The following is a 23807-nucleotide window of genomic DNA, read 5'->3' on the forward strand; positions in this document are numbered from 1 at the left end:
CCTGGACCCCGGTCTCGCACCCGCCGCAGCGCACGTCCTGGCCGCTACTGGTCGCCTTGCGACAGATGCGTTTTCGCGTCCTCGTAGGTTCCGGCGGGCGCAGCCTCGTCGCGGGTGTAGACCAGGTGGAGCACGCCGGTTGCGAAAGTCTGCGACGACAGCAGGCGCAGCGGGATAGTGGGCCCGCCGTCCTCGAAAAGACGCTCGCCCTTGCCGACTGCGATCGGGTGGACGAGCAGGTGCAGTTCGTCCAGCAGGCCCGCGTCCAGGAGCTGACGAACCACCGAAACCGAGCCGCTCATACCGATTTCGCCGCCCGGCTCGCTCTTCAACGCGGTCACTGCCTCGACCAGATCGCCCTTCAGCACTTCGGAGTTGCGCCAGCCGAACTCCAGATCCTGGTGTGTCACCACGATTTTGCGCGCGTTGCCCAGCTTCTCGGCGAACGGCGCGTCGGGTCCGCCCGCGGCTTCCCGCTCCGGCCATGCGCCCGCAAAGCTGTCGTAGGTCTTGCGCCCGAGCAAGAGCGTGTCGGCGGCGCCGAGCTGGGCGTCGACGGCCGCGCCCATGTCGTCGTCGAAATACGGGAAGTGCCAGTCCTGCGGGTCCTCGACGACGCCGTCGAGCGCAACGAACAGACCTGCGGTGATTTTCCTCATCGCGTTACTCCTGGATCAGTGTGTGCGTGTGTCGCTTGATCCGACGGAGTGTGACGCGGGAATTCATCGGTCGCCGACACGCCGCGGCCCTTGCCGGTTTCACGCACCGGCCGCGACCGCTACCCAGGTCGGTCTCCGCCGGAGCCGTGGAAGGCCGCGCGGTAGCTGTGCGGACTGGTGCCGACCACCCGCTTGAAGCGATCGCGGAACGCGGTCGGTGACCCGAATCCGACCTGGCCGGCGATCCGGTCCACCGGGTGGCTGGTGGCTTCGAGCAGGTGCTGGGCCTGCCGGATACGCGCGCGCAGCAGCCACTGCAACGGCGTCGTCCCGGTGTGCTCGCGGAAGCGGCGGTTCAGTGTGCGGGTGCTCATCCCGGCGTGTGCGGCGATGTCGTCGAGGGACAGATCCTGCGCGGCGTTGTCCTGTATCCATCGCAGCACCGGTTCCAGTGCCGAGCCGCGCGGCGTCGGCGGCTGGTCGTGCACGATGAATTGCGCCTGTCCCCCTTCCCGTTCCAGCGGGACGACCGACGTCCTGGCCGCGTCGGCCGCGACGGCCGAGCCGTAATCGCGGCGAATCAGATGCAGGCACATATCTATTCCCGCCGCCGCACCCGCCGAGGTGACCAGGGATCCGTTGTCCACGTACAACACGTCCGGGTCCACCTCGATGTCCGGATAGCCGGCGGCGAGTTGCGCCGTGGCGAGCCAATGCGTGGTCGCCCGGTGACCGTCCAGCAATCCGGTCGCGGCGAGGATGAAGGCGCCGGAGCAGATCGAGGCGATGCGGGTACCAGCGGCCGCGGCGCGGCGCAACGCGTCGATCACCTCGTCCGGCACCGGTAGGCCGGGATCCGCGCAGCCGGGCAGGATGATCGTGTCCGCCTCGTCCAGCGCCTCGAGCCCCCACGGCGCTCGCAGCGTGAACACCCCGGCATCGACGGTCGATCGGTTCGCGCAGACCCGCACGCGATAGGCGCGCCGCCCGTCTGGCAGCCGTGTGCGACCGAACACCTCGACGGGCGTGGCCAGGTCGAACGCGATCACCTGGTCCAAGGCGAGTACGGCCACGGTGTGCATGGCCATAGCGTAGTAATTCGGTCGATTCCAGCCAATGCATTCGAGCTGGCAATACGCATATCGCCCCAGTTCGCTCTACTTGGCGAGAATCGACCGATATATGGCAGTTCCGCCAATTCCTTCGATACGCCGCTCCGGCTAGTCTCGACCGCCGTGACGAAGTTCCTGCTCTCGGTCCATGTGCTCGCCGCGATCATCGCCGTAGGCCCGGTGACGGTCGCGGCCAGCATGTTTCCCGCCACCACCCGCCGTGCCCTCGCCGCGACCGCGACCGACCACAGCCCTGCCGTCCTCGGCACACTGCATCGCATCTGCCGGGTCTATGCCCTGATCGGCATCATCGTCCCGGCGTTCGGTCTGCTCACCGCGCTCAGCCTCGGCGTGCTCGGGGACGCGTGGCTGGTGGTGTCGATCGGGTTGACCGCGGCCGCGGCGGGCGTGCTCGCCCTGCTCGTGCTGCCCGGCCAGCAGAAGATCCTCGCCGACCTCACCGGCGCCACTCCGGCGCTGATCCGCCGCCTCGCCAGGGACACGGGGGTGTTCAACCTGCTGTGGTCGGTGGTCACCGTCCTGATGATCGTGCGCCCTGGCTCGACGACCGGCGCGTGAGACTCAGTCGGGCAAGTGCCGCACCGTGATCGTGCGGTCTCGAACGATCATGATCGGACACTGCACCGACAGCAGCAGCGCCTGACTCGTGGAGCCGAACAGCATGCTGGCGAACCCGCCGCGACCCCGGCTGCCGACCACCAGCAGCTGCGCCCGCTCGGAGCGTTCCAGCAGACAGCGTTCCGGACGGTCGGTGACGATCTCCCGGTGGATCTCGACATCGGGAAAACACTCCTGCCATCCGGCCAGGCTTTCCGCGAGCACGAGCTGCTTCTCCGGATCGGCTGTGCGCTCGGCGTCCGCCGCGGGCAGTTCGACACCGGTCCACACATGCAGTGCGAGCAGCGGCACGCCCCGCGCCGATGCCTCCTGCAGCGCCGCCTCGATGGCGGGTTCACTGATTTCGGTGCCGTCGACCCCGACGATGATCGGCTGTTTCCTGGCTTCCTGCGTGAGCGGCGCGCCCTCCCGGACCACGACCAGCGGGCAGTGCGCCCGCCGTGCCAGCGCCGCGCTGACCGAGCCGAGCAAGGCGCGCCGCATGGTGCCGCGCTCGCGGGTGCCGACCACCATCATCCGGGCCTCCCCCGTGCGGTCCAGCAGTGCCGGACCGACCGGCTCGTGCACCAATTCGGTGGTCACCTCGATGTCGCGCAGTCCGCGGACCGCGATCAGCGCCTCTTGGGCTGCGGTGTCCAGTACCCAGCGGCCGTGGCTCTCCATCCGCGCGTAGTCGGTGCTCGTCAGCGGTTCGGTGATGCCGGGCCCGTAGTCGGCGACCGGATCGAGGACGTGCACCAGATGCAGCGGCGCTCGATGCTGTGCGGCGGCCTGCGCCGCCCACGCGATCGCCGCCGCCGATCCCGCGGACCCGTCCACTCCGACCACGATCGATCCGTTGGTTCGCATGATCACTTCCTTCCAGTACGAAAGGTCGAGCTCAGCACCGCGGAATCGACATTACCGGGGCACAGGGCATGGACCGGCGAACCCTAGGGTTCGGTCATCCGCCGAAAACGGCGCAGGCGTACCCCAGATGGACCCCGTTGCCCACGGCGATATCGATGCTCGCCACGAACGACGCGTCCGACCCCTGCACCGCGCTGACGGTGTGGGGGCCGGGAGTGGCGGGCACCCAGTTGATCAAAGCGACGGCGCCGGAGGGGCGGACCACGCCGAAGGGAACACCGTTGTCGTAGAAGACGACCGGTGTGACGACGTCGGTCACGGTGGCCCGTGCGGTGTACGTGCAACCGGTTCCGTAGTTCGTCCCCAACCCGTAGTTGATGCCGGGATACATCCCGACCTGCGTCACCGTGGCTCCCGCCGTCGGCATGCCCCCGATCGTGACGGCCACCGCCGCTCCGAATACCGCCGCTGCCGCGCCAACTCGCATTCGCATCCCGGTGGTCCTACCCTTCGCTAGTCGTCCAGGCGCCGGGCACCAGCACCGGCGAGATACCTAGATCCTCCTTCCCACCCGGCCTCGCCGGGTCCGAACCGCCGAACATCGACCTCCGCGGCGTCCGCTGGGGCGATACGGCGCGCTTCGCGGCGGGCTGCCGCTCAGCCACCACATACGGCAGCGGAGCAACCGTTGAGTCAATCCTTCGCTTCGGTCCGCGTCGCGCCCGCGGACGCCGCGACCACGCACGCCACACCCGTCCACTGTCCGAGATTCATCACCTGGCCGAGAACGACCAAGCCCGCGACCGCCGCAACCGCGGGTTCCAAGCTCATCAGCACACCGAACACGCGGGGTGAAATCCGCCGCAACGCTTCCAACTCCACGGAGTACGGCAGCACCGAGGACAGCATCGCCACCGCGAACCCGGCGGCGAGCACCGCCGGCTGCAGCAGCGCGGTCCCCGCGTCGGCGATGCCGACCGGCAGCATGATCACCCCGCCGAAGGCCATGGCCAGCGCCAGTCCGCCGCCGCCATCGGTTCTCTCCCCGAGTGCGGCGCTGAGCAGGATGTAACCCGCCCAGCACACCGCCGCGGCCAGCGCGAACAGCACGCCGACCCAGTCCACGTCGCCGTCCGCCCTGGTCAGCAGCAGCACGCCGGCACCGGCCAGCATCGCCCACACCGGATCGATCCAGCGCCGCGACCCTGCCAGCGCGACCGTCAGCGGTCCGAGGAATTCGATCGTCACCGCCATTCCGAGCGGAATCCGATCAATCGCCGCATAGAAGGAGAGGTTCATCAGTGCCAGCACCGCGCCATACCCGAGCACCACCGGCAGCGCACCGCGCGCGACCCGCAGCGAAGAGCGCCAGAACACCAGCAGGACGACGCCGGCGAACACCAGCCGCAACATGACCGCTCCGCCCGCACCGGTCGCCGAGAACAGTTGCTTCGCCAGCGCGGCCCCCACCTGCACACTGACGATCCCCGCCAGCACCAGCGCTGTGGGCGGCACGCCACCGAGCCCCTGAGCGGTGATCGAACGCCAGATCGATACCGGAGTGATCCCGCGTCCCGCCCGCTCGAAGTCGATCGCTACCACGCCCACCTCCGTCGTACTCGAAAGACTGCTCAGCACAGCCAATCACGCGGGTACGACAAGGCCAACCGCGCCGCACCCGTCCTGGAAAACATCGTCTGTAGGCCGCATTCCCGTCCTCGATTCATCCGGCCGGCTCGCCCGCGGCGCAGATCACCTGGACGCCGTGCCGCCATCGGAGATCGGCAAGAGCCACAGGGAAGGCGACGAAGCTGCGTGCAAACCCGCGCCGCGAGGAGATCGGCGATCGCTGTCCGGCATCGAAAGTACGAGCAGCGATGCGGGAATCGGCCTCTTGCGTGGCAGACACCGGCGCAGCTCGCAGTGCCGGTCATGACTCGCTGATGCGGCAACGGTTCTTTGCCGTCGGCGCGGACGCCGACAAGGGGCGTGCCGCCCCGGACCGCATCAACAATCGGGATGGAGACCCTTCAGCTCAATCCTTTTGCTGGGCACCGAGTTGCCGGGCGGAATGTTGTTCGTCCCCGTACTCGTCGGACGCCTTGTCCGCGATCAGGCTGCCGAGCAAGGCGAGTGAGCGTTCGGAGGGGGAACCGGGTTCCGCATGATAGGCGATGAGCATCTGCCCCGGCGCCCCGTTCACGCTGAACGTTTCGTACGAGAGCGTCAGCTCGCCGACCATCGGGTTGCGGAAACGTTTCACCCCCGCGGTCTTCACCCGGACGTCGTGGCGCGCCCAAAGCTGCCGGAAATCCTCGCTCTTCAGCGACAACTCGCCGACCAGTTCGGTCAGGCGCGGATCGTCGAGGTCGGCGCCCGCGGTCGCCCGCAGGCTCGCCACGGTATCGGCCGCGATAGTCGGCCAATCGGAGTAGAGGTCGCGCGCCTCGGGATCGAGGAAGACCATGCGCACCTGGTTGACCCCGGGAACCGAGCACGAGTTGACGGCCTCGGCCAGCGGGTTCGCCGCCAGCACGTCCAGGTACTTGCCGAGCACCAGTGCGGGTGTGTGCGGCCACGCGTTCATCAACCGCAGCAATCCGGGCGCGACGCGTTCGGGGCGGCGCGGCCCTCTCGGCCGCTTCGCCGCGGGTCGCGCCAGCTCGCGCAGATGCGCCGTGCCCTCGTCGTCCAACGCGAACACCCGCGCCAGCGCCGCGATGACCTGCTCGGACGGGTGTCTGTCGCGGCCCTGCTCCAGTCGCACGTAGTAGTCGGCGCTCACCCCCGCGAGCAGCGCGATCTCCTCACGACGCAGCCCGGCGACCCGGCGTTGACCACCGCCGGACAACCCGAAGTCCTCCGGTCGCGCCAGCTCACGACGCGCCCGCAGGAACGCGCCCAGTCGATTGTCGGAGTCCATGACCCGAGCGTAGGCGAGCCGCACCCCGGCTGGGTGGCCGCGCGACTACCAGGAAGTCCGCGACCTGGCAGGGACGCGCGGCCGGGCCGAACGTAGTGGACATGACAAACAACCTCACCGGCCGCGTCGCGGTCATCACCGGAGCATCGAGTGGAATCGGCGCCGCCACCGCGCGGCAGCTGGCGCGGGGCGGCGCCAAGGTCGCCCTGCTGGGCAGGCGCAAGGATCGCATCGAAGAACTCGCGGCCGAGATCGGCGGGGACGCGCTCGCCATGGTCGCCGACGTCGGCGACCAGCAGTCGGTACGCGATGCCGCCGCCACCGTGCGTGCGGCCTTCGGCCCCGTCGACCTGGTCGTCGCGAACGCGGGCGTCATGCTCGCCGCGCCGTTCGAGTCCGCGCTCACCGACGAGTGGGACCAGATGGTCGGCACCAACATCAACGGATTGCTCTACACCGGACGCGCCTTCATCGACGACCTGCTCGCGGCGGCGAGTGCGGGCAAGCAAGCGGATCTGGTGCTGGTCGGATCGATCGGCGGGCACACGGTCTTTCCCAACTACGCCGTGTACACCGCCACCAAGGCCGCGGTCGCGCACCTGACTCGCAACCTGCGCGCCGAGTTCGGGCCGCGCGGCGTCCGCGTGAAGAACATCGAACCCGGCTTCGTCGGCACCGAACTCGGCGCGGGGATGCGGGACGAGCAACAGCGCGCGGGGCTGGAGCAGTGGCGGACCCAGATCGAGATCCTGGAACCCGGCGACATCGCCGACGCAGTTGCGTACGCCGTTTCGGCGCCCAAGCGCGTAAACGTGGCCGAGCTGATCGTGGTCCCGACTCACCAGGGCTGAGCACCGGTGCACCCGCTGCTACAGTCCGGCGGATGACGGACATCGCCCCGGTTCTGCGCCCCGCCCGGCCCGAGGACGCCTCGGCGATCGCCGAGATCTGGTACCACGGCTGGCGCGACGGCCACCTGGGCCACGTCCCCGACGCCTTGCTGGCCGTCCGGCCGCGCGACTCGTTCGACGTTCGCGCGGCCGACCGGGTCGCCGACACCACCGTCGCCACGGTGGACGGCGCGATCGCGGGGTTCGTCATGGTCGACCGAGACGAGGTCGATCAGGTCTACGTAACCGCCGAGCACCGGGGAACCGGTGTGGCCGCGCTGCTGCTCACCGCGGCCGAACAGCGTGTACACGCAAACGGCCACGACCGTGCCTGGCTGGCCGTCGTCCCAGGCAACACCCGGGCCCGCCAGTTCTACACCAATCGTGGCTGGGTCGACGAGGGCGTCTTCACCCACGCGGCACCCGGCCCCACCGGCCCCGTCCCGGTTCCTGCCCACCGCTACGTGAAACACCTTCGCTGACGGGGATTCTCCGAGCTGGACCGGTCGCGCGTTGCGCGTTCTCCCAAGTGCCTCACACCGGGATGGGTCGAGCGGGTCAGGACCGGTTCTCACTCCGTCCTTCGACGCTCGACGCTGTCCTACCGTGCGGTTCGATGCCTCCGGTGCTCAGTGGACGGGCCTCGCGGCTGAGCGGGACCGAACACCGCCTAGTCGAGGTCTGCCCACCCCGGCCACGGGCGCATGCCTTTGTCGCCACGGATGTATTCGAGGCGGCGCAGCGCTTGCCCCTGATAGGCCGGGTTTCCTGTGGCCGCGCGCAGCGATTGCAGTGTCAGCCGGAATTCTTGGATATCGCGTAGCAGGTAGAAACCGTCCCAGCGCGTCACGTCGCGGCCGTACCCGGCACAGAAGTCGGCGTACTGCGCGGCGGTGAGCGTGGCCGCCGTCCAGCATTCGATCGCTGTATGCACCAAATCCCACTCCGGCGGACCGATCACCGCCCGGCCGAAACCCACCAGGATCAGGTTGCCGTCGTCACCGACCACGGCGTTCTCGCCCCATTCGGTGCCCTGGATCACCGACCACGGCATACCGTCGGGCCGGGTCTTCCACCGGCCCCGGAGTTCCTCCAGATGCCCGCGCAGCCACTGCCGGTCTTCCTCCGTGACGGTCTGCGCGGCCTCGATCTCCTCCTCCAGGCGAGCCAGAGGCATCATTCGACGCAGCTCGAACCCAGGCAGTGGCAGCCGGTGCAGCCGAGCCAGGGCCTCGGCGATCTCCGCGGGCGTCCCAGAATGATGCGGCGGCAGGTCCTGCCAGAAGGTCACCGGACGACGATCCACCACCACCGGCTGCGGGATGTCCGGCACCAAGCGCGCCGCGGACACCCCACACGTCTCCAGCCACCGGGCCACGGCGACCTCCCGCCCGACCGCCAGCTTCTGGCCCCGCCCGCCGATCCGCGCCACAATGCCGTCGCGCAACTTGAACACCGTCTGCGATCCGGCCGGCTCGGCGCCCGCCGAGTCGATCCCCACGCTCACGCAGGCGGCCCGCAACACCGACCGCATCCCGTTCTCCGTGACTCCTGCGGTCATGACAACCCCTTAAGCCCCCGCCGACCTCCGCTCCCACTCCGGGAGCGATAGCACAGCACCTCGGCTTCGAGCGTCATAGCAGCCATCCAGATACCAGGGGGCTAACACCCCATTTTCCCAGCTCAATTGCCATTAACACCGCTATTCCACCCCCCATAGCAATCAAACAGAATCCGCCATGTTCGCCCGATTCATCCTGTTCTCGGTCTTTCGGCAGTCCGTTCACACCGCACACATGCCCACCCGTCAGCGAGGCAAACAGGGCATGCCCCGAAGAGCGCCTATGCCATGGCGAGGAAGCATCAAAAGGCCGGGATCTGCCCGTTGAGCGGTGACGACGCCCATAGCGCGACCTCTACCATCAACAGGCGATCTCCAAACCAACGCGGCATAGCAGTCCGAGCCATGCTCGACCTCAGAACGGTGTAGCGCCATGAGCACAGCCTTCGCGCTGATCGACCTCTTCTCCCAAAGCCGAGCGGTGGAGCAGGTTCTTGCGAGCCGGGGGGACGAAGACAAGATTGCGTGGCTGGCGCAGCGTGGGTCTCTCCTCCCGATCGAAACGAGCGCCGACGTGCAGGTCTATCGTTTCCGATCGACCGTCGGACTCGAGGCTGTCTTCTTCCTGCGGCAGAGTTGCTTCGTATTCTCGGGTGACAACTGCATTGCTGCGCCACCTGCGCCCCCCGAGTGAGCAGGGCGAGGACCACCCAACGCAACCACAGGATCGGGGGTCCGGGGGCGGAGCCCGCCGGGCGGGGCGTGGGGGTTGCACCCCCACAAAACACACAGCTCCACCAAAAAGGCGAGCGCTCTCCGCGAGCGCTCGCCTCTATTGGTGGAGCTGCCGGGAATCGAACCCGGGTCCTCCGCCGCGTCTTCAGGGCTTCTCCGTGTGCAGTCCGCTGTGCCTCTACTCGGATCTCCGGGTCTCGCGAACAAGCCCGGATGACGATCCCAGTCGCTGTTCGATGTCCCGTCCTACTCCGCGACCGAGCCGGACGGTGAGCCCTCTAGCTGATGCCGGCACCGGAGCCGAGGGCATGCCCCGGGCCGACAGAGACGCTCTGCTGATCAGGCAGCGAGAGCGTACTCGCGCTGATGAGAATCGGCGCTTAATTGGTTGCAGCGACGCTTACGGTGGTCTCTTGCCTGCACCGACACGCTTCCCCTAAATCTACGTACGCAGTCGAAACCGTTCAGCCCCGTACGCCCCGGCACCTTGCCGGGCTGTCCATATTAACACCACCCCGGGATCGGATCATCCCGATAAACGGCGGTGCCGGACGCCACACATGGACAGGTCAGCGGCGTGGCAGCTAAGCCAGGTGACATCGATCCAGCAGCACACCCGCTGCGGCGAGTGGCGCTGGCCCGGGTCCGTGACCACCGCGCTCGTGGTGGACAGCGTCGATGACGGCTTGCGCGCCCAGCTGCGGCGGAACGGTCCGATCGCCGCTGACACGGTCTTGGTCGGCGGGCACCGGCCACCGCCCTATCGCGAGTCGCGGCACCCCCGCCGGACGCGGCCGCGCGCAGTAGTCGACCATCAGAGTCTGGGACCTCATCGCGCCGTCGGCGACTCCCCGGCTATGGGTACGGTGCTCGCACCGCTTCCGACCAGAGAGAACGGCCAGCGGCTGCCCTGGCCGCCGTCCTCGAAGCACCGCTGGGCCGGAAACTATCGAGGCTTCCCGGATGCTGGTAGCCAATTCCGGTGGCCTGAAGCCGAACCCGACTTACACTGCACGAGCCGTACGATCGGCTCTGAGCAGCGGATCTCGATTTCAGACTAAGGAAACACTTTGGCAGTTCGCACCATTCGGGACAGGTTGCTGCGCCTGTCCGCCCTCGCCGTCATAGCCGGGCTCCTCCTGTCCGGCTGCTCGGCCATGCGAGAAAGATCGACCCGGGCCGAGCCCGGTGTCACCTCGGACCCGTGCCCGAACGCGGTCGACTCCCGCAAGGGGTGCATCTATCTCGGCGTGCTGTCGGATCTGACGAGCGGGCCGTTCGCCGCGCTGGGCAAGGACATTCACAACGGTCAGCTGGCGTTCTGGAAGGCGGTGAACGAGGCGGGCGGGATCGGCGGCAAATACGAGGTGGATATCACCACCTACGCCGAGGACACCGCCTACGATCTGCAGAAGCATGCCGAGGCGTACGAGCGAATCGAACCGCATGTGCTGGCCCTGTCGATGAGTTTCGGCACCGTGCAGACGCAGAGGGTACTCGCCAAGATGGATGCGGCGAACATGGTCGCCATCGCCGGAACTCTCTGGTCGGGCTGGCAATTCGAGAACAGCGACAAGGGGCTGCTGCTGGAATCCGGCTACTCGTACTGTTCCGAGGCGATCATCGCCCTGGACTGGATCGCGGAGCACATGGCGAAGCCGGGCTCGCTCGCGACGGTCAGTTACCAGGGCGACTACGGCGGCGACTACTCCACCGGCGCGAAGAAGTGGGCTTCCACCAACCGCGTCGACGTGGTGGCACAGATCGACACCGAGCCGAACACGCGAATCGGCAACCAGGACGCCGCGGTCGCCAAGATCCTGGCCGCCAAAGCCGATCTCGTACTGCTGGCCACGGGTCCGGCGGAGGCGGGCGAGATCATGGGCAAAGCGGCGTTGGCCGGATTCCAGGGCCGTTTCCTCGGCTCGGGTCCGACCTGGAACGGCGGATTGTTGAAAAGCCCTGCGGCGACGGCGATCACGGCGCGATACAACATGACGTCGCCGCTCGACGGCTGGGACGGCACCAGCGCGGGGGCCAGGAAGGCGCGAGCCTCGGCCCACCGGGAGCCCTCCACCTGGGGTTACAGCGCGGGCTGGATGTTCTCCTACCCGATGAAGGCGCTGCTGACCCGGGCGGTGGTCGAAGGCAAGCTCACCAGAAAGGGCGTCCGCCAATCGGTGCAGGGCCTGCGCGTCGACTACGAGGGCGCGATCCCCGAATACACTTACGGCGCACCCAAACCCGACCTTTCCCGGCAGCGGGCCGTCATCGAGGCGCCCGACCAGACAGCGCCACTGGGCGCCAAGACTCTGGCGTCCGGATACCACGGCCCGACCCAGGACCGAATCACCCTCACCGAGCCCTGCGTCCAGCCGTAAGCGAGCAATACATGCGTTTCAACAGCAATTTCCGTCGCCTTTTTCACCTGGTGGCCGCGCCGCTCGCGCTCGCACTCGTGCTGACCGGTGCCTGCTCGACCGCTTCGCCCGCAGCGACACCCGGCGTCACCCGTGAGCCCTGTCCGCACGCGATCGACCGTGCCAAGGGCTGCATCTACCTCGGCGTTCTGTCGGACCTCAACAACGGCCCCTTCGCCCCGCTCGGCAAGTCACTGCAGGATGGGCAACTGGCCTTCTGGAACGAGGTGAACAAGCAGGGCGGGATCGGCGGCTACGAGATCGACATCGCGACCTACACCCGCGACACCGCCTACGACCCGCGCAGACATGTCACCGAGTTCGAGAACGTGGCGCCGCATGTCCTTGCCCTCGCGATGAGTTTCGGTACCGCGCAGACGCTCGCGGTCCTGCACGAGATGGACGAGGCAGATCTGGTGACCGGCGCGGGCACACTCTGGTCGGGCTGGCAGTACCGCTCCACCGACCGTGATCTGGTCCTGGACGACGGCTATTCCTACTGCACCGAAGCCGTGCTGGGCCTCGACTGGTTCGCGCAGAACCACTATCAGCCGCACACGCTCGGCGTCGTCGTCTATCGCGGCAACTACGGCGGCGATTACGCCAGCGGCGCGCTCAAGTGGGCCTTGGACAACGGGGCGAGGATCACCTCGCGCATCGACACGGGACCCAACGCGGAGGTCGGCAACCAGGACTACCCGGTCGCCGAGATCCTGGCGAGCCAGCCTGATCTGGTGTTATTGGCCACCGGCCCGGCCGAGAGCGCCGAAATCATCGGCAAACTCGTGAGGTCCGGCTACACCGGCCGGTTCCTCGGGTCCACCCCGACCTGGAACCCCGCGCTCCTCAAGACACCGGCCGCGCCCGCGCTCATCTCGCTGTACAACTACACCTCGCCATTCGACGGCTGGGACGGGGTCAGCGCCGGAGCCCAGCGCGCCCGGAACGCCGCCACGCGCGAACCGACCAATTTCGGCTACAACCTGGGCTTCGCCATCTCGTATCCGATGAAGGCGCTGCTGACCAAGGCCGCGCAAACTGGCCGCCTGGACCGGGCGGCCGTGCGCAAGTCCGTCGCCGGGCTGGCCGTGGATTCCGAAGGGATGGCGGCGCCGCAGGTCTACGGGCGTGACGAGCCCGACGTGGCGGCACAGCGGGCGGTGGTCAATGTGCCCGATCCGACCACGTCGCTGGGTTCGCGGACGGTGGTCGCCGATTACCGCAGTCCCACTCTCAAGCGGATCTCGATGCACGAACCCTGCACGTGGTGATCCGCCGGATCGGCGGTATCGGCAACTCTGGCCGCGTATAGACGGACGGCGGGTAGTCCAGGCGACTCCCGCCGCACCAAGTCACTTGCAAACGTTGCTCACCCGGCTACCGGGGCCAGGCGGTCAGCGCATGCCTTTCACCCGGCGTCCCAGTTCACGGGTGACCTCTCGTTCGGCGGTGCGGCGGGCCAGGTCCTGGCGCTTGTCGTAGTCCTGCTTGCCCTTGGCCAGGGCCAGCTCGACCTTCACCTTGCCGTCGGAGAAGTACATCGATAGCGGAACCAGCGTCTGGTTGCCCTCGCGCGACTTGCCGACCAGCCGCTCGATCTCGCGCTTGTGCAGGAGCAGCTTGCGCACCCGCCGCGGCGAGTGGTTGGTCCAGGTGCCGTGGCTGAACTCGGGGATGTGCAGCCCGCGCAGCCACACCTCGCCGTTGTCCACCGTCGCGAAGGCGTCCACGAGGGAGGCCTTGCCCTCACGCAGGCTCTTCACCTCGGTGCCGACCAGCGCGATCCCGGCCTCGTAGACGTCCAGGATCGTGTAGTTGTGCCGCGCCCGGCGGTTGGTCGCGATGACCTTGCGCCCCTTCTCCTTCATAACGGTCCACTCTAAGTGACCCGGCAACCGGTTTATTCCCGCAGGTCGCGGACACGGTCAGCGGCCGTTGCCCAGCACGATGTAGAGCGCGAGGACGGCGAAGAACGCGACGAGCATTACCACTGTCGATGTCCGCGGCATGCCGGAACGGCCCGGCGGGCGATGCCGGAGCCATACGCCGTCCACCGACGGATCGATCCTGTTGCGGACGTTCGGCGACGCGTCCGGGGACTCGCCACCCGACGAGCCTGAGGAAAGCTCGCCGCCCTCATCGCTGGAACCCTCACCCGGTGCCATAGCCAGCACGGTAGCCGCCGCGACGGCGACACGCCGCAATTCCCGCGCCGCGCAACACAGTTGGAACTCAGGCCAGGCGGCGCCGGAAGGCCTCGGCGGAAGCGCCGGATGCCAGGTCCACAGTGTGAACGCGCAGATCGACGGCATCCCCGGTCAGCTCGAGGACCATGAAACCGAGTTCGTGGAAGTTCTCGTACAGCGCGCCGAGGCCCGGGTTCGCGGTGATCCGTGGCTCGGCGCCGACCGTCTTCGCGGCGGCGCCGGAGACGATCTGCCGGGTACCCTTCGATGCCGCGGTCGGTTCCAGCACCTGCAGGGAATGGTCGTGCCCCGAGAGGATGAACTGACACCGCCCGATCACGTGGTCCTCGATGAAGCGCTTCACGTGCACGCCGTTGATCGGCTCGATCGGCAGGCCCTCGTAGCAGCCCGCACTGCCATGCGGCCCGTTGTTCAGGTACGGGTGGTGAGTGCAGGCGATCTTCCAGATCGCGGGAGAGTCGCTGAGGGCGCGGTCCAGCCAGTCGCGCTGCTCGTTCATGAACTGGCCGTCGACCGCCCAATAGGGCGAGAAGACCGGTGGCACGTAGGCGGCCAGCGGGTTGAGGTCGAGCACGAAGAACTCGACCACTGGATTCCGCTCCGGAATCCGCACCGAGTAGTAGCGGCTCGGCATCCACCAGCGCTGTGAGGTGGCGTGGTACTCCACCTCGAGATTGCCGCGCAGCAGCCATCCGCCGTCACCACCGAGGACGGAACTGTTGTCGTGGTTGCCCAGCACCATCAGCCAGGGGAAGTCCAGGCCGGCATTGGGGTTTTCGAACTTGTCGGCGAACTGCACGTCGGCCGCGCCGCCAGGGCCGTGCTCGTAGATGTTGTCGCCGAGGCCCAGTGCCAGCGAAAACGGTTCGCGGCCGTGGAACGCGCGCATCGCGTCGGCGACCGCCCACTGAGTCCGGGTTCCCGTGCCTGCGTCGCCGGTGACCAGCACCCGAACCCGGCGGTCGGTCGGGAAGGCGAACTTGGTGACGCCCTCCGCGACCGGTACGGCGCTGGCGGGGGTGCGGCCGACAAGCGTCGCGCCGGCCGCGAGACTTGCCGCACCGGCGAGGAACCCGCGCCGCCCGATCGTGTCGCTGTTACTCACGCAGTCCTCCACCGTGTTTCGCGCCCCCGTCCAGCGACCATCCTCGCCCATTCGTCAACTGTGCAGCCGGCGGGCTCACGCCTCGGCGAGTACTTCGAGCACTTGCTCGCCGTACTTCGCGAGTTTGTTCTCGCCGACACCGTTGATCTTGCCGAGTTCGGCCAGGTTCGCGGGCTTGTGTGCGGCGATGTCACGCAGGGTGGCGTCATGGAAGACGACGTAGGCGGGAAACCCTTGTTCCTTGGCGGTGGCCGCACGCCATTCACGCAGCTTCTCGAACAGCGGCAGATCGGTGGGCGCCATTTCGGCGGCTACCGCCTTGGCGGCCTTCGCGGCGCGGGCAGGCTTGGCCACCCGCTCGGGTTCCCGGCGCAGCAGCACCTGACGTCCGCCGAACAGCACCTCGCTGCTGGCCTCGGTGAGTGTGAGCACTCCGTAGTCGCCGTGTACGGCCAGCAGGCCGCGGGCGAGCAATTGCCGGACCACGCCGCGCCATTCGGTGTCGCGCAAGTCGGTGCCGACACCGAAGACCTTCAGCTCGTGATGGTCGTACTGCAGGACCTTCGGGTTCTTCTTGCCGAGCAGGATGTCCACGATGTGGCCGGCGCCAAAACTCTGTCCGCGTTCGCGCTCGAGCCGCAGCACCGCCGACAGCAGCTTCTGCGCGGCCACCGTGCCATCCCAGGATTGCGGCGGAGACAGGCAGGTATCGCAGTTTCCACAGGGCAGGCCGGGCTCGCCGAAGTAGGCCAGCAGCTGAGTGCGGCGGCAGCTCACCGTCTCGCACAGCGCCAGCATCGCGTCCAGGTGCAGTTGGAGCCGGCGGCGGTGGGCGGCGTCGCCCTCGGAGGCATCGATCAGTTTGCGCTGCTGCACCACGTCGCTGAGTCCGTACACCATCCACGCGGTCGAGGGCAGACCGTCCCGGCCCGCGCGACCGGTCTCCTGGTAGTAGCCCTCGACGGACTTGGGCAGGTCGAGGTGCGCCACGAAGCGTACGTCGGGCTTGTCGATGCCCATGCCGAACGCGATGGTCGCCACGACGACCAAGCCGTCTTCGCGCAGGAACCGCGACTGGTTCATCGCACGGGTGCGATTGTCCAGGCCCGCGTGGTACGGCACCGCGGTGATGCCGTTCTCGGTGAGGAACGCGGCGGTCTTCTCCACCGAGTTGCGCGAGAGGCAGTAGACGATGCCCGCGTCCCCCGGATGTTCGGTGCGGATGAATTCCAGCAGCTGGCGCTCTGGGCGGTTCTTCGGCTCGATCCGGTACTGGATGTTGGGCCGGTCGAAGCTGGACACGAAGCGGCGGGCCGCGCCGAGGTCGAGGCGTTGGATGATCTCGTCCCGCGTCTTCTCGGTGGCGGTTGCGGTGAGGGCGATCCGCGGCACGTCCGGCCACCGCTCGTGCAGCATGGACAGGCCGAGGTAATCGGGCCGGAAGTCGTGGCCCCACTGGGAGACGCAATGCGCCTCGTCGATGGCGAACAGTGCGACCTTGCCGCGATCCAGCAGTTGCGCGGTGGATTCCAGGCGCAACCGCTCCGGCGCCAGGTACAGCAGATCGAGTTCGCCCGCGACGAATTGCGCCTCCACCATGCGACGCTCGTCGGGGTACTGAGTGGAGTTGAGGAAGCCCGCCCGCACGCCCAGAGCGCTGAGCGCGTCCACCTGGTCCTGCATGAGCGCGATCAGCGGCGAGACCACCACGCCGACGCCCGGGCGTACCAGGGCGGGCACCTGATAACACAGTGACTTGCCGCCGCCGGTCGGCATGAGCACCAGCGCGTCCCCGCCGGCGATCACGTGCTCCACGATGGAGCGCTGGTCGCCGCGGAAGCTGTCGTAGCCGAAGACTCGACGTAGAACCTGTTGCGCCGCAACGGATCCGGCGTCCGTACCGGACGCGTCATCGATCGCTACAGCCGCGAAATCATCGGGGGAAGTCACCCGGCCCATCCTACGAGCGCTCGGCCTCGGCGGTACCGGCATGGTCCGGCGTTCACCCTGGTCGAACGCCGAGTTCCACACATGGGGACAACTGAATGTGACTCACTCGAACCCGACGCGCTGACGTGGGCTTTTCCAGTACTGCCCGGAAATCGCCTGCCTTCCTGACCCGTACCACGCTGTTATGTTGTCGCTCATGGCAACAGGGATTGAAAACCGGGCGCGAGCGGCACTGCTCACCGCCGCCGTCGTCGCCGGAGTCGCCGCCGCGATGCCGATAGCGCAGGCGGAGACATTTCCCGCGAGTTGTTCCGATGGGTGGGAAGCCACCACCGTTGTCGAGGGTGTCGGCAATCTGGAGAACCTCGATGCCGACGGGCACGGCGGCTTCTACGTCACCGGGCTCATGGACGGGTACCTTGCGCACGTCGACCGCGCCGGACGGATGGAGAAGCTGGTAACCGATCTGCACCGGCCCGCGGGCGTGCGCGTCGCGGGGCGGTACGTCTACTTCCTCACCGGTGACGGACTCAGCGAGCCACCGGGCACGCTGCAGCGGTACGACACCGAATCCGGCACGGTGAGCGTTCTGCTGACCGGGCTGAACGGCCCGAACGGTCTGCTGTTGCTCCCCGACGGCAGCCTGTTGTTCACCACCATCGGACTTGCCGGTCCGAACGGAATATCACGCTACTGGCCCGCGACGAACGAGTACGAGCGGGACTGGTCGAGTCTGCCCCCTTCCAACGGAATCGCGCTGGCCGCCGACGGCAAGGCGGTCTACGTCGACACCATGACGCTGCAGATCCTGCGCGTTCCACTGGACGATCCCGCCCACCCCGGTCTCGTCTCCGGCATCCCGGAACTGGTCGCACTGCCCGACGACATGGAGGCAACCCGCGCCGGCACGCTCTTCGTCGCCGATCACATTCTCGGCGCCGTCTACCAGGTCGATACCGCCACCGGCGCCACCTGCGCGATCGTCACCGGTCTCATCAAACCCGGCCCCTTCCGCAATCCGCCCGACGGCGCCACATCGGTGCGCATCGACCGCGACGAGGACTCCTGGGCCCTGTACGTCACCAGCATGGATGGCACCCTGCGCCGCCTTCGGCCACCGAATGGAATCGATCTCACCCCGGCGACGCCCGGCCGGGCCGAATAGGCGTACCTCCGCCTCCGCTCCGGCCATGCGCGGGCTGAGGACGGACTCCGTCCGACAGCGCCGACCGCACCCTCGCACGCGGCATAACCCGGCAACGCCTGGACGCCGCTTCGGATAACCAGGTTCTCCGACTGCCACCCCAGTTCCACGGCACCATCCACGTCCTCCTGATGGAGAAGATCCTGAGTACACCGGCCCAACCGGACTGCTGACAAGAGCGACCTGTGCTACGGCGCTTCCGTGCTTACACCTGCGGGAGCGGCCGGAACCGAATAGCAGAAGGACGCCATTCGGAGCCCGCGATCAGCCACGAAGACGGTGCAGGACCTCGTCGTGGAGCAAGCCGTTGGTGGCGACGGCATCGCCGCCGTGCGGGCCAGGTGTGCCGTCCAGGGAGGAGAAGCGACCACCTGCTTCCCGGACGAGAATGTCCAGGGCGGCCAAATCCCACAGGGATACTTCCGGTTCGGTGGCGATGTCGACGGCGCCCTCGGCGAGCAGGCAATAGCTGAGGAAATCGCCGTAACCGCGCACGCGCCACACCTCGTCGGTCAGCGCCAGGAATCCATCGCGCAGGCCGCGGTCATGCCAACCGGACAAGCTGGAGAACGCCAGGCTGGCCGAGTTCAGCTCCCCGACGGCGGAGACCGAAATCTCCTTGGCAGGCTGCGCTTCGAAGCTCGCCCATGCCCCCGAACCCGCGGCGGCCCACCAGCGCCGGACCAGCGCCGGCGCGCTCACCACACCGACGACCGGCTCACCGTCGACCAGCAGCGCGATCAGTGTCGCCCAGATCGGCACCCCGCGCACGAAGTTCTTGGTGCCGTCGATGGGATCGACCACCCACTGCCGTCCGCTGAACTCGGCGGCGCCGCCGAATTCCTCACCGAGCACCGAGTCCTCCGGCCTGGCCTCGGACAACACCTGCCGAATCGCCTTCTCCACGGCCAGATCGGCGTCCGACACCGGCGTCAGGTCCGGCTTGGCGTCGACCTTCAGGTCGAGCGCGCCGAAGCGAGCCCGGGTGATGGCGTCGGCCGCGTCGGCCAGCCGCAGGGCGAGTTCGAGGTCGGAGGAGTACACAGCCACGCCCCGCACCCTATCGGCTGGGCACTCCGCCCCAACCGCCCTCCCGGGAGGGATCGCCCCGGGACGGCCGAGTTCAACCCAGCCTCCGACACATCGCCCCGGGCTGCTCCGCACCGGCCGGCAGACGCGTCGGATACCGCACCTCCGCGCGTGGCCCGGGCTTCGTGGGAGCCGTGCGGTGACCGAGCGTGCGAACCATGCCGCCAGATGCGGCTGCCGAGCGCTCACGCCACCGGCAGCGACCTGGCCGCGGTCAACGCGCTTGCCCACCAGTGCAACTGGTCGAGCATCGCCGCGGCGGCGGCCGCGGGCTCGTCGGGTTCCAGCAACCGGCCTTCGCCGTCGAAGAGCAGGTAGTACCGCGGGAACGAGACGTAATTACGCACCGTGTGCGCGTTGAGTTCGTTGAAGATCTGGCGCAGGTGCTCGATGGCGAGCAGGCCGCCGCTGGCTCCGCTGTAGCCGACGAAACCGATCGCTTTGGCGTCCCACTGGGTGAAGTGCCAGTCGATGGCGGCCTTCAGCGAAGCGGGGACACTGCGGTTGTAGTCCGGTGTGACGATGACGAAAGCGTCGGCCTCCGTGAGCCGACGGGTGAGATCGGTCATACCGGCGGGGCGCTGCGGGTCCGGATCCAGCGCCGGCGGGTCCGCGGGCAGTTCCAATGGAATCTGCGCCTCGGCCAGATCGATGACGTCCACCTCGAACGAACCGTGCCGCCGCGCGTGCTCGGCGAACCAGGTGGCCACGACGGGTCCGAAGCGTCCCTCCCGGACGCTGCCGATGATCACCGCGAGCTTCAGTGGGGCGTTGGACATGCTGTTCCTCCTCGGACCACTCCCAGCGACCTGGATCGGCCGCTGGTCCCCAATCTCCGGCCCGCGGCCCAGTCCAGGGAGACCGCCGTAAGAGTGGTAGTGGCAGGGACACCCTCCGGTCGCTTCGCCTTGTTAGGTTCGTCGACGTGAGCGAGCGTCAGCGACTGAACCGAAAGCACAGCGCGCCATCGCGCACGACGCAGCCGAGCGCCGGCGAGGCGCAGTCGTGAGTGATAACGAGCTCGGACTCTTCCTGCGCACCCGCCGCGAAGCCGTGACACCCGCCCAGGCAGGCCTGCCCACCGGACCGCGGCGGCGCACCCCCGGATTGCGCCGGGCCGAACTGGCCATGCTGGCCGGTGTGAGCGTGGAGTACGTGACCCGCCTCGAACAGGGCCGCGACCGTCATCCCTCGCCACCGGTGCTGTCCGCGCTGGCCGACGCGTTGCGGCTGAGCCCAGCCGAGCGCGTCCACCTGCACCGCCTGAGCAAGTCGGTCGACAGCGGATTCAGCTGCATGGGGGACGCGCAGCCGCTGCGTGAGGTGCGGCCCACGGTGCGCGCGATCCTGGACCGTCTCGAGCCCGCGCCCGCCGTGGTGGTCAACCGCCTCACCGAGGTTCTCGCCTACACCGACGGTTATTACCGCTTGATGGCGCCGACCGGCCTCTTCACCGGGCCGGAGCCGGACACCCCGCCCAACCTGGCGCGTTCGGTGTTCCGCTGCGCAGACGCCCGGACCTTCTACGCGGACTGGGAACACGTCGCCGATGAGACGGTCGCCACGTTGAAACAAGGACCGTTCCGCGCGGACCCGCATATCGCCGCTCTCGCGGACGAGCTCACCGTCACCGTCGGTCCCGCGTTCACCGACCGCGTCGCCACCGTGCCCAGCTTGGCCGCCGCCACCGGTGTCACCCGGCTGGCCCATCCCGATGCCGGACCGCTCCGCCTTGCCTACGAGGTCCTCGATCTCTCCGCCGACGACGACCAGCAGGTGATCGTCTATCTCCCCGCGGACGACGCCACCGCCACCGCGCTCGACACCCTCACCGGCCGTCGCCCCGGCGCACTGCGCGCCGTCTCCGGCTGACAGACCGGCATCCCGCCGGGAACATCACAGCGACAGGTTTCGGTCGGTCGGCGACCAGACCACCGCCGTAAGCATTCCCGCGCACTGAGATGGCGATGACGCACCACTTAACGGTCCACCGTCCCGCAAAAGTTCGCCAGAAAGTGGTCGGCATGGCCGCCGTGAGACCCGTGAGCCTGCTACCCCTGGGACTTGAACGACTGGTAGGTGGCTCACATCACGCCGAGCACATACCGCCCCGCGCAGGATGGGCTCGCCGAATTACCGAGCCTGGTGGAGTTCGACAAAGATACTTATCGCCGAGTGAACCCGGCCCCGTCACTGATCAGCGGCGACCGAGCACACGGCCGACCACCACGCTCAGCACGCCGAATTCCAAACAGCAACTGCGCCAATCGCGGTCGAGGTTTAGGGTAGGAAGCCATGACGCGTCCATCACACCGCACCCGCGCGGTGCCGGGTGAGGGGCTAGCGCTGCACCTCCCGGCGATCTGCCCGCTCGGACCGCCATCGAGGCCGCTCAGCCGTGCCGGTGCCCTACCACGTCACCCTGCGCGCACTCGTGTGCTGCGCCCGTCGAGGGGCAGCTAGGCTTGACGATCGTGCATCCTGACGTTTCCGCTGATCTCGCCGAACTCGACGCCACACTCAAGACGGTCGAATCGGTCCTCGACATCGACGAGCTGCGCCGTCGTATCGACGAGCTCGAGCACCAGGCCGCCGACCCCGACCTGTGGAACGACCAGGACCATGCGCAGCGGGTCACCAGCGAGCTCTCGCACGCCCAGGGTGAACTGCGCCGGGTCGAGGAGCTGCGCCAGCGCTTGGACGACCTGCCGGTGCTCTACGAGCTGGCCGAGGAGGAAGAGGGCGAGGCCAAGGCCGCCGCGATCGCCGAGGCCGACGCCGAGCGCGCCGCGCTGCACGGTGACGTGGAGGCGATGGAGGTCCGCACGCTGCTGTCGGGTGAATACGACAAGCGCGACGCGCTGGTGAACATCCGTTCCGGCGCGGGCGGTGTGGACGCCGCCGACTGGGCCGAGATGCTGATGCGCATGTACATCCGCTGGGCCGACCGGCACAAGTACGGGGTCGAGGTCTACGACACCTCCTACGCCGAAGAGGCGGGCATCAAGAGCGCCACCTTCGCGGTGAAGACGCCGTACGCCTACGGCACCTTGTCGGTGGAGATGGGCACGCACCGCTTGGTCAGGATCAGCCCGTTCGACAACCAGGGCCGTCGCCAGACCTCCTTCGCCGAGGTCGAGGTGCTACCCGTGGTAGAGACCACCGACCACATCGAGGTGCCGGAGACGGAGATCCGCGTCGACGTGTACCGCTCGTCGGGTCCTGGCGGCCAGAGCGTCAACACCACCGACTCCGCGGTCCGCATCACCCACATTCCCACCGGCATCGTGGTCACCTGCCAGAACGAGAAATCCCAGCTGCAGAACAAGATCTCGGCCATGCGCGTGCTGCAGGCCAAGCTCTTGGAGCGCAAGCGGCAGGAGGAGCGCGCCGAGATGGACGCGCTGAAGACCAACGAAGGCGCGTCCTGGGGCAATCAGATGCGCTCCTACGTGCTGCACCCGTACCAGATGGTCAAGGATCTGCGGACGAACCACGAGGTCAACAACCCGTCGGCGGTGCTCGACGGCGACATCGACGGGTTCATCGAGTCCGGTATCCGCTGGCGAATGCGAGAGCAGGCGAGCTAGATGAATGTCGCGGGAATCCAGGCGATCGCCTCCACCGGTTTCACTACGTGGCTACGCGGTTCGGGCCTGGAGATCGTGCTGCTCATTCTCGGGGCGGTGCTGTTCAGCCGGTTCGCCACGTACGCAAGGGACCGGGTCACCCGCAAGATCGATGCCGGATTCCGCGGCGGCGATGCGCTGGTGCGCACCGAGGCGGCCAAGCACCGGCATGCGCTGGCCCAGGTGATCACGTGGGTGGTGCTGACCATCGTCTACGTGCTGATCACCATGGAGGTGCTGCGGCGGCTCGGTTTCGCCGTCACCGGCTTGGTCGCGCCCGCCGCCGTGCTCGGCGCCGCGCTCGGCTTCGGCGCACAGCGCATCGTGCAGGACATCCTCGCGGGGTTCTTCCTGATCACGGAGCGGCAGTACGGATTCGGCGATGTGGTCCGCATCGCGGTGACTGGAGCCGCGGAGCAGGCCGAGGGTACGGTCGAGGACGTCACGCTGCGGATCACCACGTTGCGCAACGCCGACGGTGAGGTGATCACCGTGCCCAACGGCCAGATCGTGAAAGTCACGAATCTGTCGAAAGACTGGGCGCGCGCCGCGATCGACGTGCCGGTGGCCGCGAGCGCTGACATCACCAGGGTCAACGAGATCCTGCACGAGGTCGGTACAAAGGCGTACGAAGACGGCCGTCTGAAGCCCCTACTGCTGGACGAGCCGTCCGTCATGGGTGTCGAAGACCTCACCGTAGACCAGATGAACATCCGAATGGTTGCCAGGACATTGCCGGGCAAACAGTTCGAAGTCGGACGCGAACTGCGGGTGCGGGTCGCCGCAGCCTTGCGCCGGGAGGGAATCAGTGAGACCACGTAGATCCACGGCGATC

At 67.9% G+C, this 23807-nt stretch carries 23 protein-coding genes and 1 other RNA gene; 10 read left to right on the forward strand and 14 right to left on the reverse strand.

All coding sequences use genetic code 11. The features are described from left to right. Positions 1-44: 44 nt before the first annotated feature. Together IU459_RS05625 and IU459_RS05630 are read right to left on the reverse strand one after the other, a co-directional pair. Positions 45-659, reverse strand: a complete 615-nt coding sequence (locus IU459_RS05625) for a dihydrofolate reductase family protein (protein WP_195128381.1) — start codon at positions 657-659, stop codon at positions 45-47. 119 nt (positions 660-778) lie between these two features. Continuing rightward, positions 779-1741 carry a GlxA family transcriptional regulator gene (locus IU459_RS05630; RefSeq protein ID WP_195128382.1) on the reverse strand — a complete coding sequence of 321 codons (963 nt, stop codon included), beginning with the start codon at positions 1739-1741 and terminating at the stop codon, positions 779-781. A 153-nt stretch (positions 1742-1894) separates the two neighbouring features. Between IU459_RS05630 and IU459_RS05635 the strand changes: the two genes are divergently transcribed. Further along, entirely contained in the window at positions 1895-2350 is a 456-nt protein-coding gene (locus IU459_RS05635) for a hypothetical protein (protein WP_195128383.1), read from the forward strand. 3 nt (positions 2351-2353) lie between these two features. On the opposite strand, the gene IU459_RS05640 is transcribed toward IU459_RS05635, so the two are convergent. The 4 genes from IU459_RS05640 to IU459_RS05655 form a co-directional block, all read right to left on the reverse strand. After that, positions 2354-3259 (reverse strand): universal stress protein, encoded by a 906-nt coding sequence (locus IU459_RS05640; protein ID WP_195128384.1) that lies wholly within the window; start codon positions 3257-3259, stop codon positions 2354-2356. Between the two features lie 94 nt (positions 3260-3353). Beyond that, complete coding sequence (locus IU459_RS05645) at positions 3354-3752, reverse strand: hypothetical protein (RefSeq protein WP_195128385.1); 399 nt, start codon at positions 3750-3752, stop codon at positions 3354-3356. A 200-nt stretch (positions 3753-3952) separates the two neighbouring features. Beyond that, positions 3953-4861, reverse strand: coding sequence for an EamA family transporter (locus IU459_RS05650; protein WP_195128386.1), 909 nt, complete (start codon positions 4859-4861; stop codon positions 3953-3955). 433 nt (positions 4862-5294) lie between these two features. Then, positions 5295-6182 carry a helix-turn-helix transcriptional regulator gene (locus IU459_RS05655; RefSeq protein WP_195128387.1) on the reverse strand — a complete coding sequence of 296 codons (888 nt, stop codon included), beginning with the start codon at positions 6180-6182 and terminating at the stop codon, positions 5295-5297. Positions 6183-6283: 101 nt separating this feature from the next. Between IU459_RS05655 and IU459_RS05660 the strand changes: the two genes are divergently transcribed. Both IU459_RS05660 and IU459_RS05665 read left to right on the forward strand, forming a co-directional pair. Continuing rightward, on the forward strand, positions 6284-7033 hold the full coding sequence (locus IU459_RS05660) for an SDR family oxidoreductase (protein ID WP_195128388.1): 750 nt from the start codon (positions 6284-6286) through the stop codon (positions 7031-7033). A 32-nt stretch (positions 7034-7065) separates the two neighbouring features. Beyond that, the gene (locus tag IU459_RS05665) at positions 7066-7554 is read left to right on the forward strand and encodes a GNAT family N-acetyltransferase (protein ID WP_195128389.1); all 489 of its coding nucleotides are present in this window, start codon (positions 7066-7068) and stop codon (positions 7552-7554) included. A gap of 188 nt (positions 7555-7742) precedes the next feature. Here the strand turns inward: IU459_RS05665 and IU459_RS05670 are convergent, their stop codons facing one another. Beyond that, positions 7743-8633, reverse strand: coding sequence for a phosphotransferase (locus tag IU459_RS05670; RefSeq protein ID WP_195128390.1), 891 nt, complete (start codon positions 8631-8633; stop codon positions 7743-7745). A 433-nt stretch (positions 8634-9066) separates the two neighbouring features. Between IU459_RS05670 and IU459_RS05675 the strand changes: the two genes are divergently transcribed. Then, a complete protein-coding gene (locus IU459_RS05675; RefSeq protein WP_195128391.1) occupies positions 9067-9327 on the forward strand; it encodes a hypothetical protein in 261 nt (86 codons plus the stop codon). Between the two features lie 142 nt (positions 9328-9469). On the opposite strand, the gene ssrA is transcribed toward IU459_RS05675, so the two are convergent. Beyond that, positions 9470-9840: a transfer-messenger RNA gene (ssrA, locus tag IU459_RS05680) on the reverse strand. A gap of 598 nt (positions 9841-10438) precedes the next feature. Between ssrA and IU459_RS05685 the strand changes: the two genes are divergently transcribed. Then, positions 10439-11749, forward strand: a complete 1311-nt coding sequence (locus IU459_RS05685; RefSeq protein ID WP_228837418.1) for an ABC transporter substrate-binding protein — start codon at positions 10439-10441, stop codon at positions 11747-11749. 11 nt (positions 11750-11760) lie between these two features. Then, a complete protein-coding gene (locus IU459_RS05690; protein WP_195128392.1) occupies positions 11761-13059 on the forward strand; it encodes an ABC transporter substrate-binding protein in 1299 nt (432 codons plus the stop codon). 123 nt (positions 13060-13182) lie between these two features. Here IU459_RS05690 and smpB read toward each other — a convergent pair whose 3' ends face one another. The 4 genes from smpB to recQ all read right to left on the reverse strand — a co-directional run bounded on the left by smpB (position 13183) and on the right by recQ (position 17050). Beyond that, the gene (smpB, locus tag IU459_RS05695) at positions 13183-13656 is read right to left on the reverse strand and encodes an SsrA-binding protein SmpB (RefSeq protein WP_063024160.1); all 474 of its coding nucleotides are present in this window, start codon (positions 13654-13656) and stop codon (positions 13183-13185) included. 57 nt (positions 13657-13713) lie between these two features. Next, complete coding sequence (locus IU459_RS05700) at positions 13714-13953, reverse strand: hypothetical protein (RefSeq protein WP_195128393.1); 240 nt, start codon at positions 13951-13953, stop codon at positions 13714-13716. A gap of 67 nt (positions 13954-14020) precedes the next feature. Continuing rightward, positions 14021-15100: a metallophosphoesterase gene (locus IU459_RS05705; RefSeq protein ID WP_195128394.1), complete on the reverse strand. Its 1080-nt coding sequence runs from the start codon at positions 15098-15100 to the stop codon at positions 14021-14023. 75 nt (positions 15101-15175) lie between these two features. After that, on the reverse strand, positions 15176-17050 hold the full coding sequence (gene recQ / locus IU459_RS05710; RefSeq protein ID WP_324198754.1) for a DNA helicase RecQ: 1875 nt from the start codon (positions 17048-17050) through the stop codon (positions 15176-15178). 196 nt (positions 17051-17246) lie between these two features. Between recQ and IU459_RS05715 the strand changes: the two genes are divergently transcribed. Further along, on the forward strand, positions 17247-18215 hold the full coding sequence (locus tag IU459_RS05715) for a hypothetical protein (protein ID WP_195128396.1): 969 nt from the start codon (positions 17247-17249) through the stop codon (positions 18213-18215). A gap of 303 nt (positions 18216-18518) precedes the next feature. Here IU459_RS05715 and hisN read toward each other — a convergent pair whose 3' ends face one another. Then, positions 18519-19304 (reverse strand): histidinol-phosphatase, encoded by a 786-nt coding sequence (hisN, locus tag IU459_RS05720; RefSeq protein WP_195128397.1) that lies wholly within the window; start codon positions 19302-19304, stop codon positions 18519-18521. Between the two features lie 224 nt (positions 19305-19528). Beyond that, entirely contained in the window at positions 19529-20122 is a 594-nt protein-coding gene (locus IU459_RS05725; RefSeq protein ID WP_195128398.1) for an NADPH-dependent FMN reductase, read from the reverse strand. Between the two features lie 226 nt (positions 20123-20348). On the opposite strand from IU459_RS05725, the gene IU459_RS05730 reads away from it, so the two are divergent. From IU459_RS05730 to IU459_RS05740, 3 genes are all read left to right on the forward strand, one after another. Further along, positions 20349-21215 (forward strand): helix-turn-helix transcriptional regulator, encoded by an 867-nt coding sequence (locus IU459_RS05730; RefSeq protein WP_195128399.1) that lies wholly within the window; start codon positions 20349-20351, stop codon positions 21213-21215. A gap of 602 nt (positions 21216-21817) precedes the next feature. Then, entirely contained in the window at positions 21818-22933 is a 1116-nt protein-coding gene (gene prfB, locus IU459_RS05735) for a peptide chain release factor 2 (protein WP_195128400.1), read from the forward strand. Beyond that, positions 22934-23794, forward strand: a complete 861-nt coding sequence (locus IU459_RS05740) for a mechanosensitive ion channel family protein (protein WP_195128401.1) — start codon at positions 22934-22936, stop codon at positions 23792-23794. It begins immediately after the preceding gene. Positions 23795-23807 lie beyond the last annotated feature (13 nt).

The organism is Nocardia amamiensis (assembly GCF_015477605.1).
GTDB lineage: Bacteria > Actinomycetota > Actinomycetes > Mycobacteriales > Mycobacteriaceae > Nocardia > Nocardia amamiensis_A.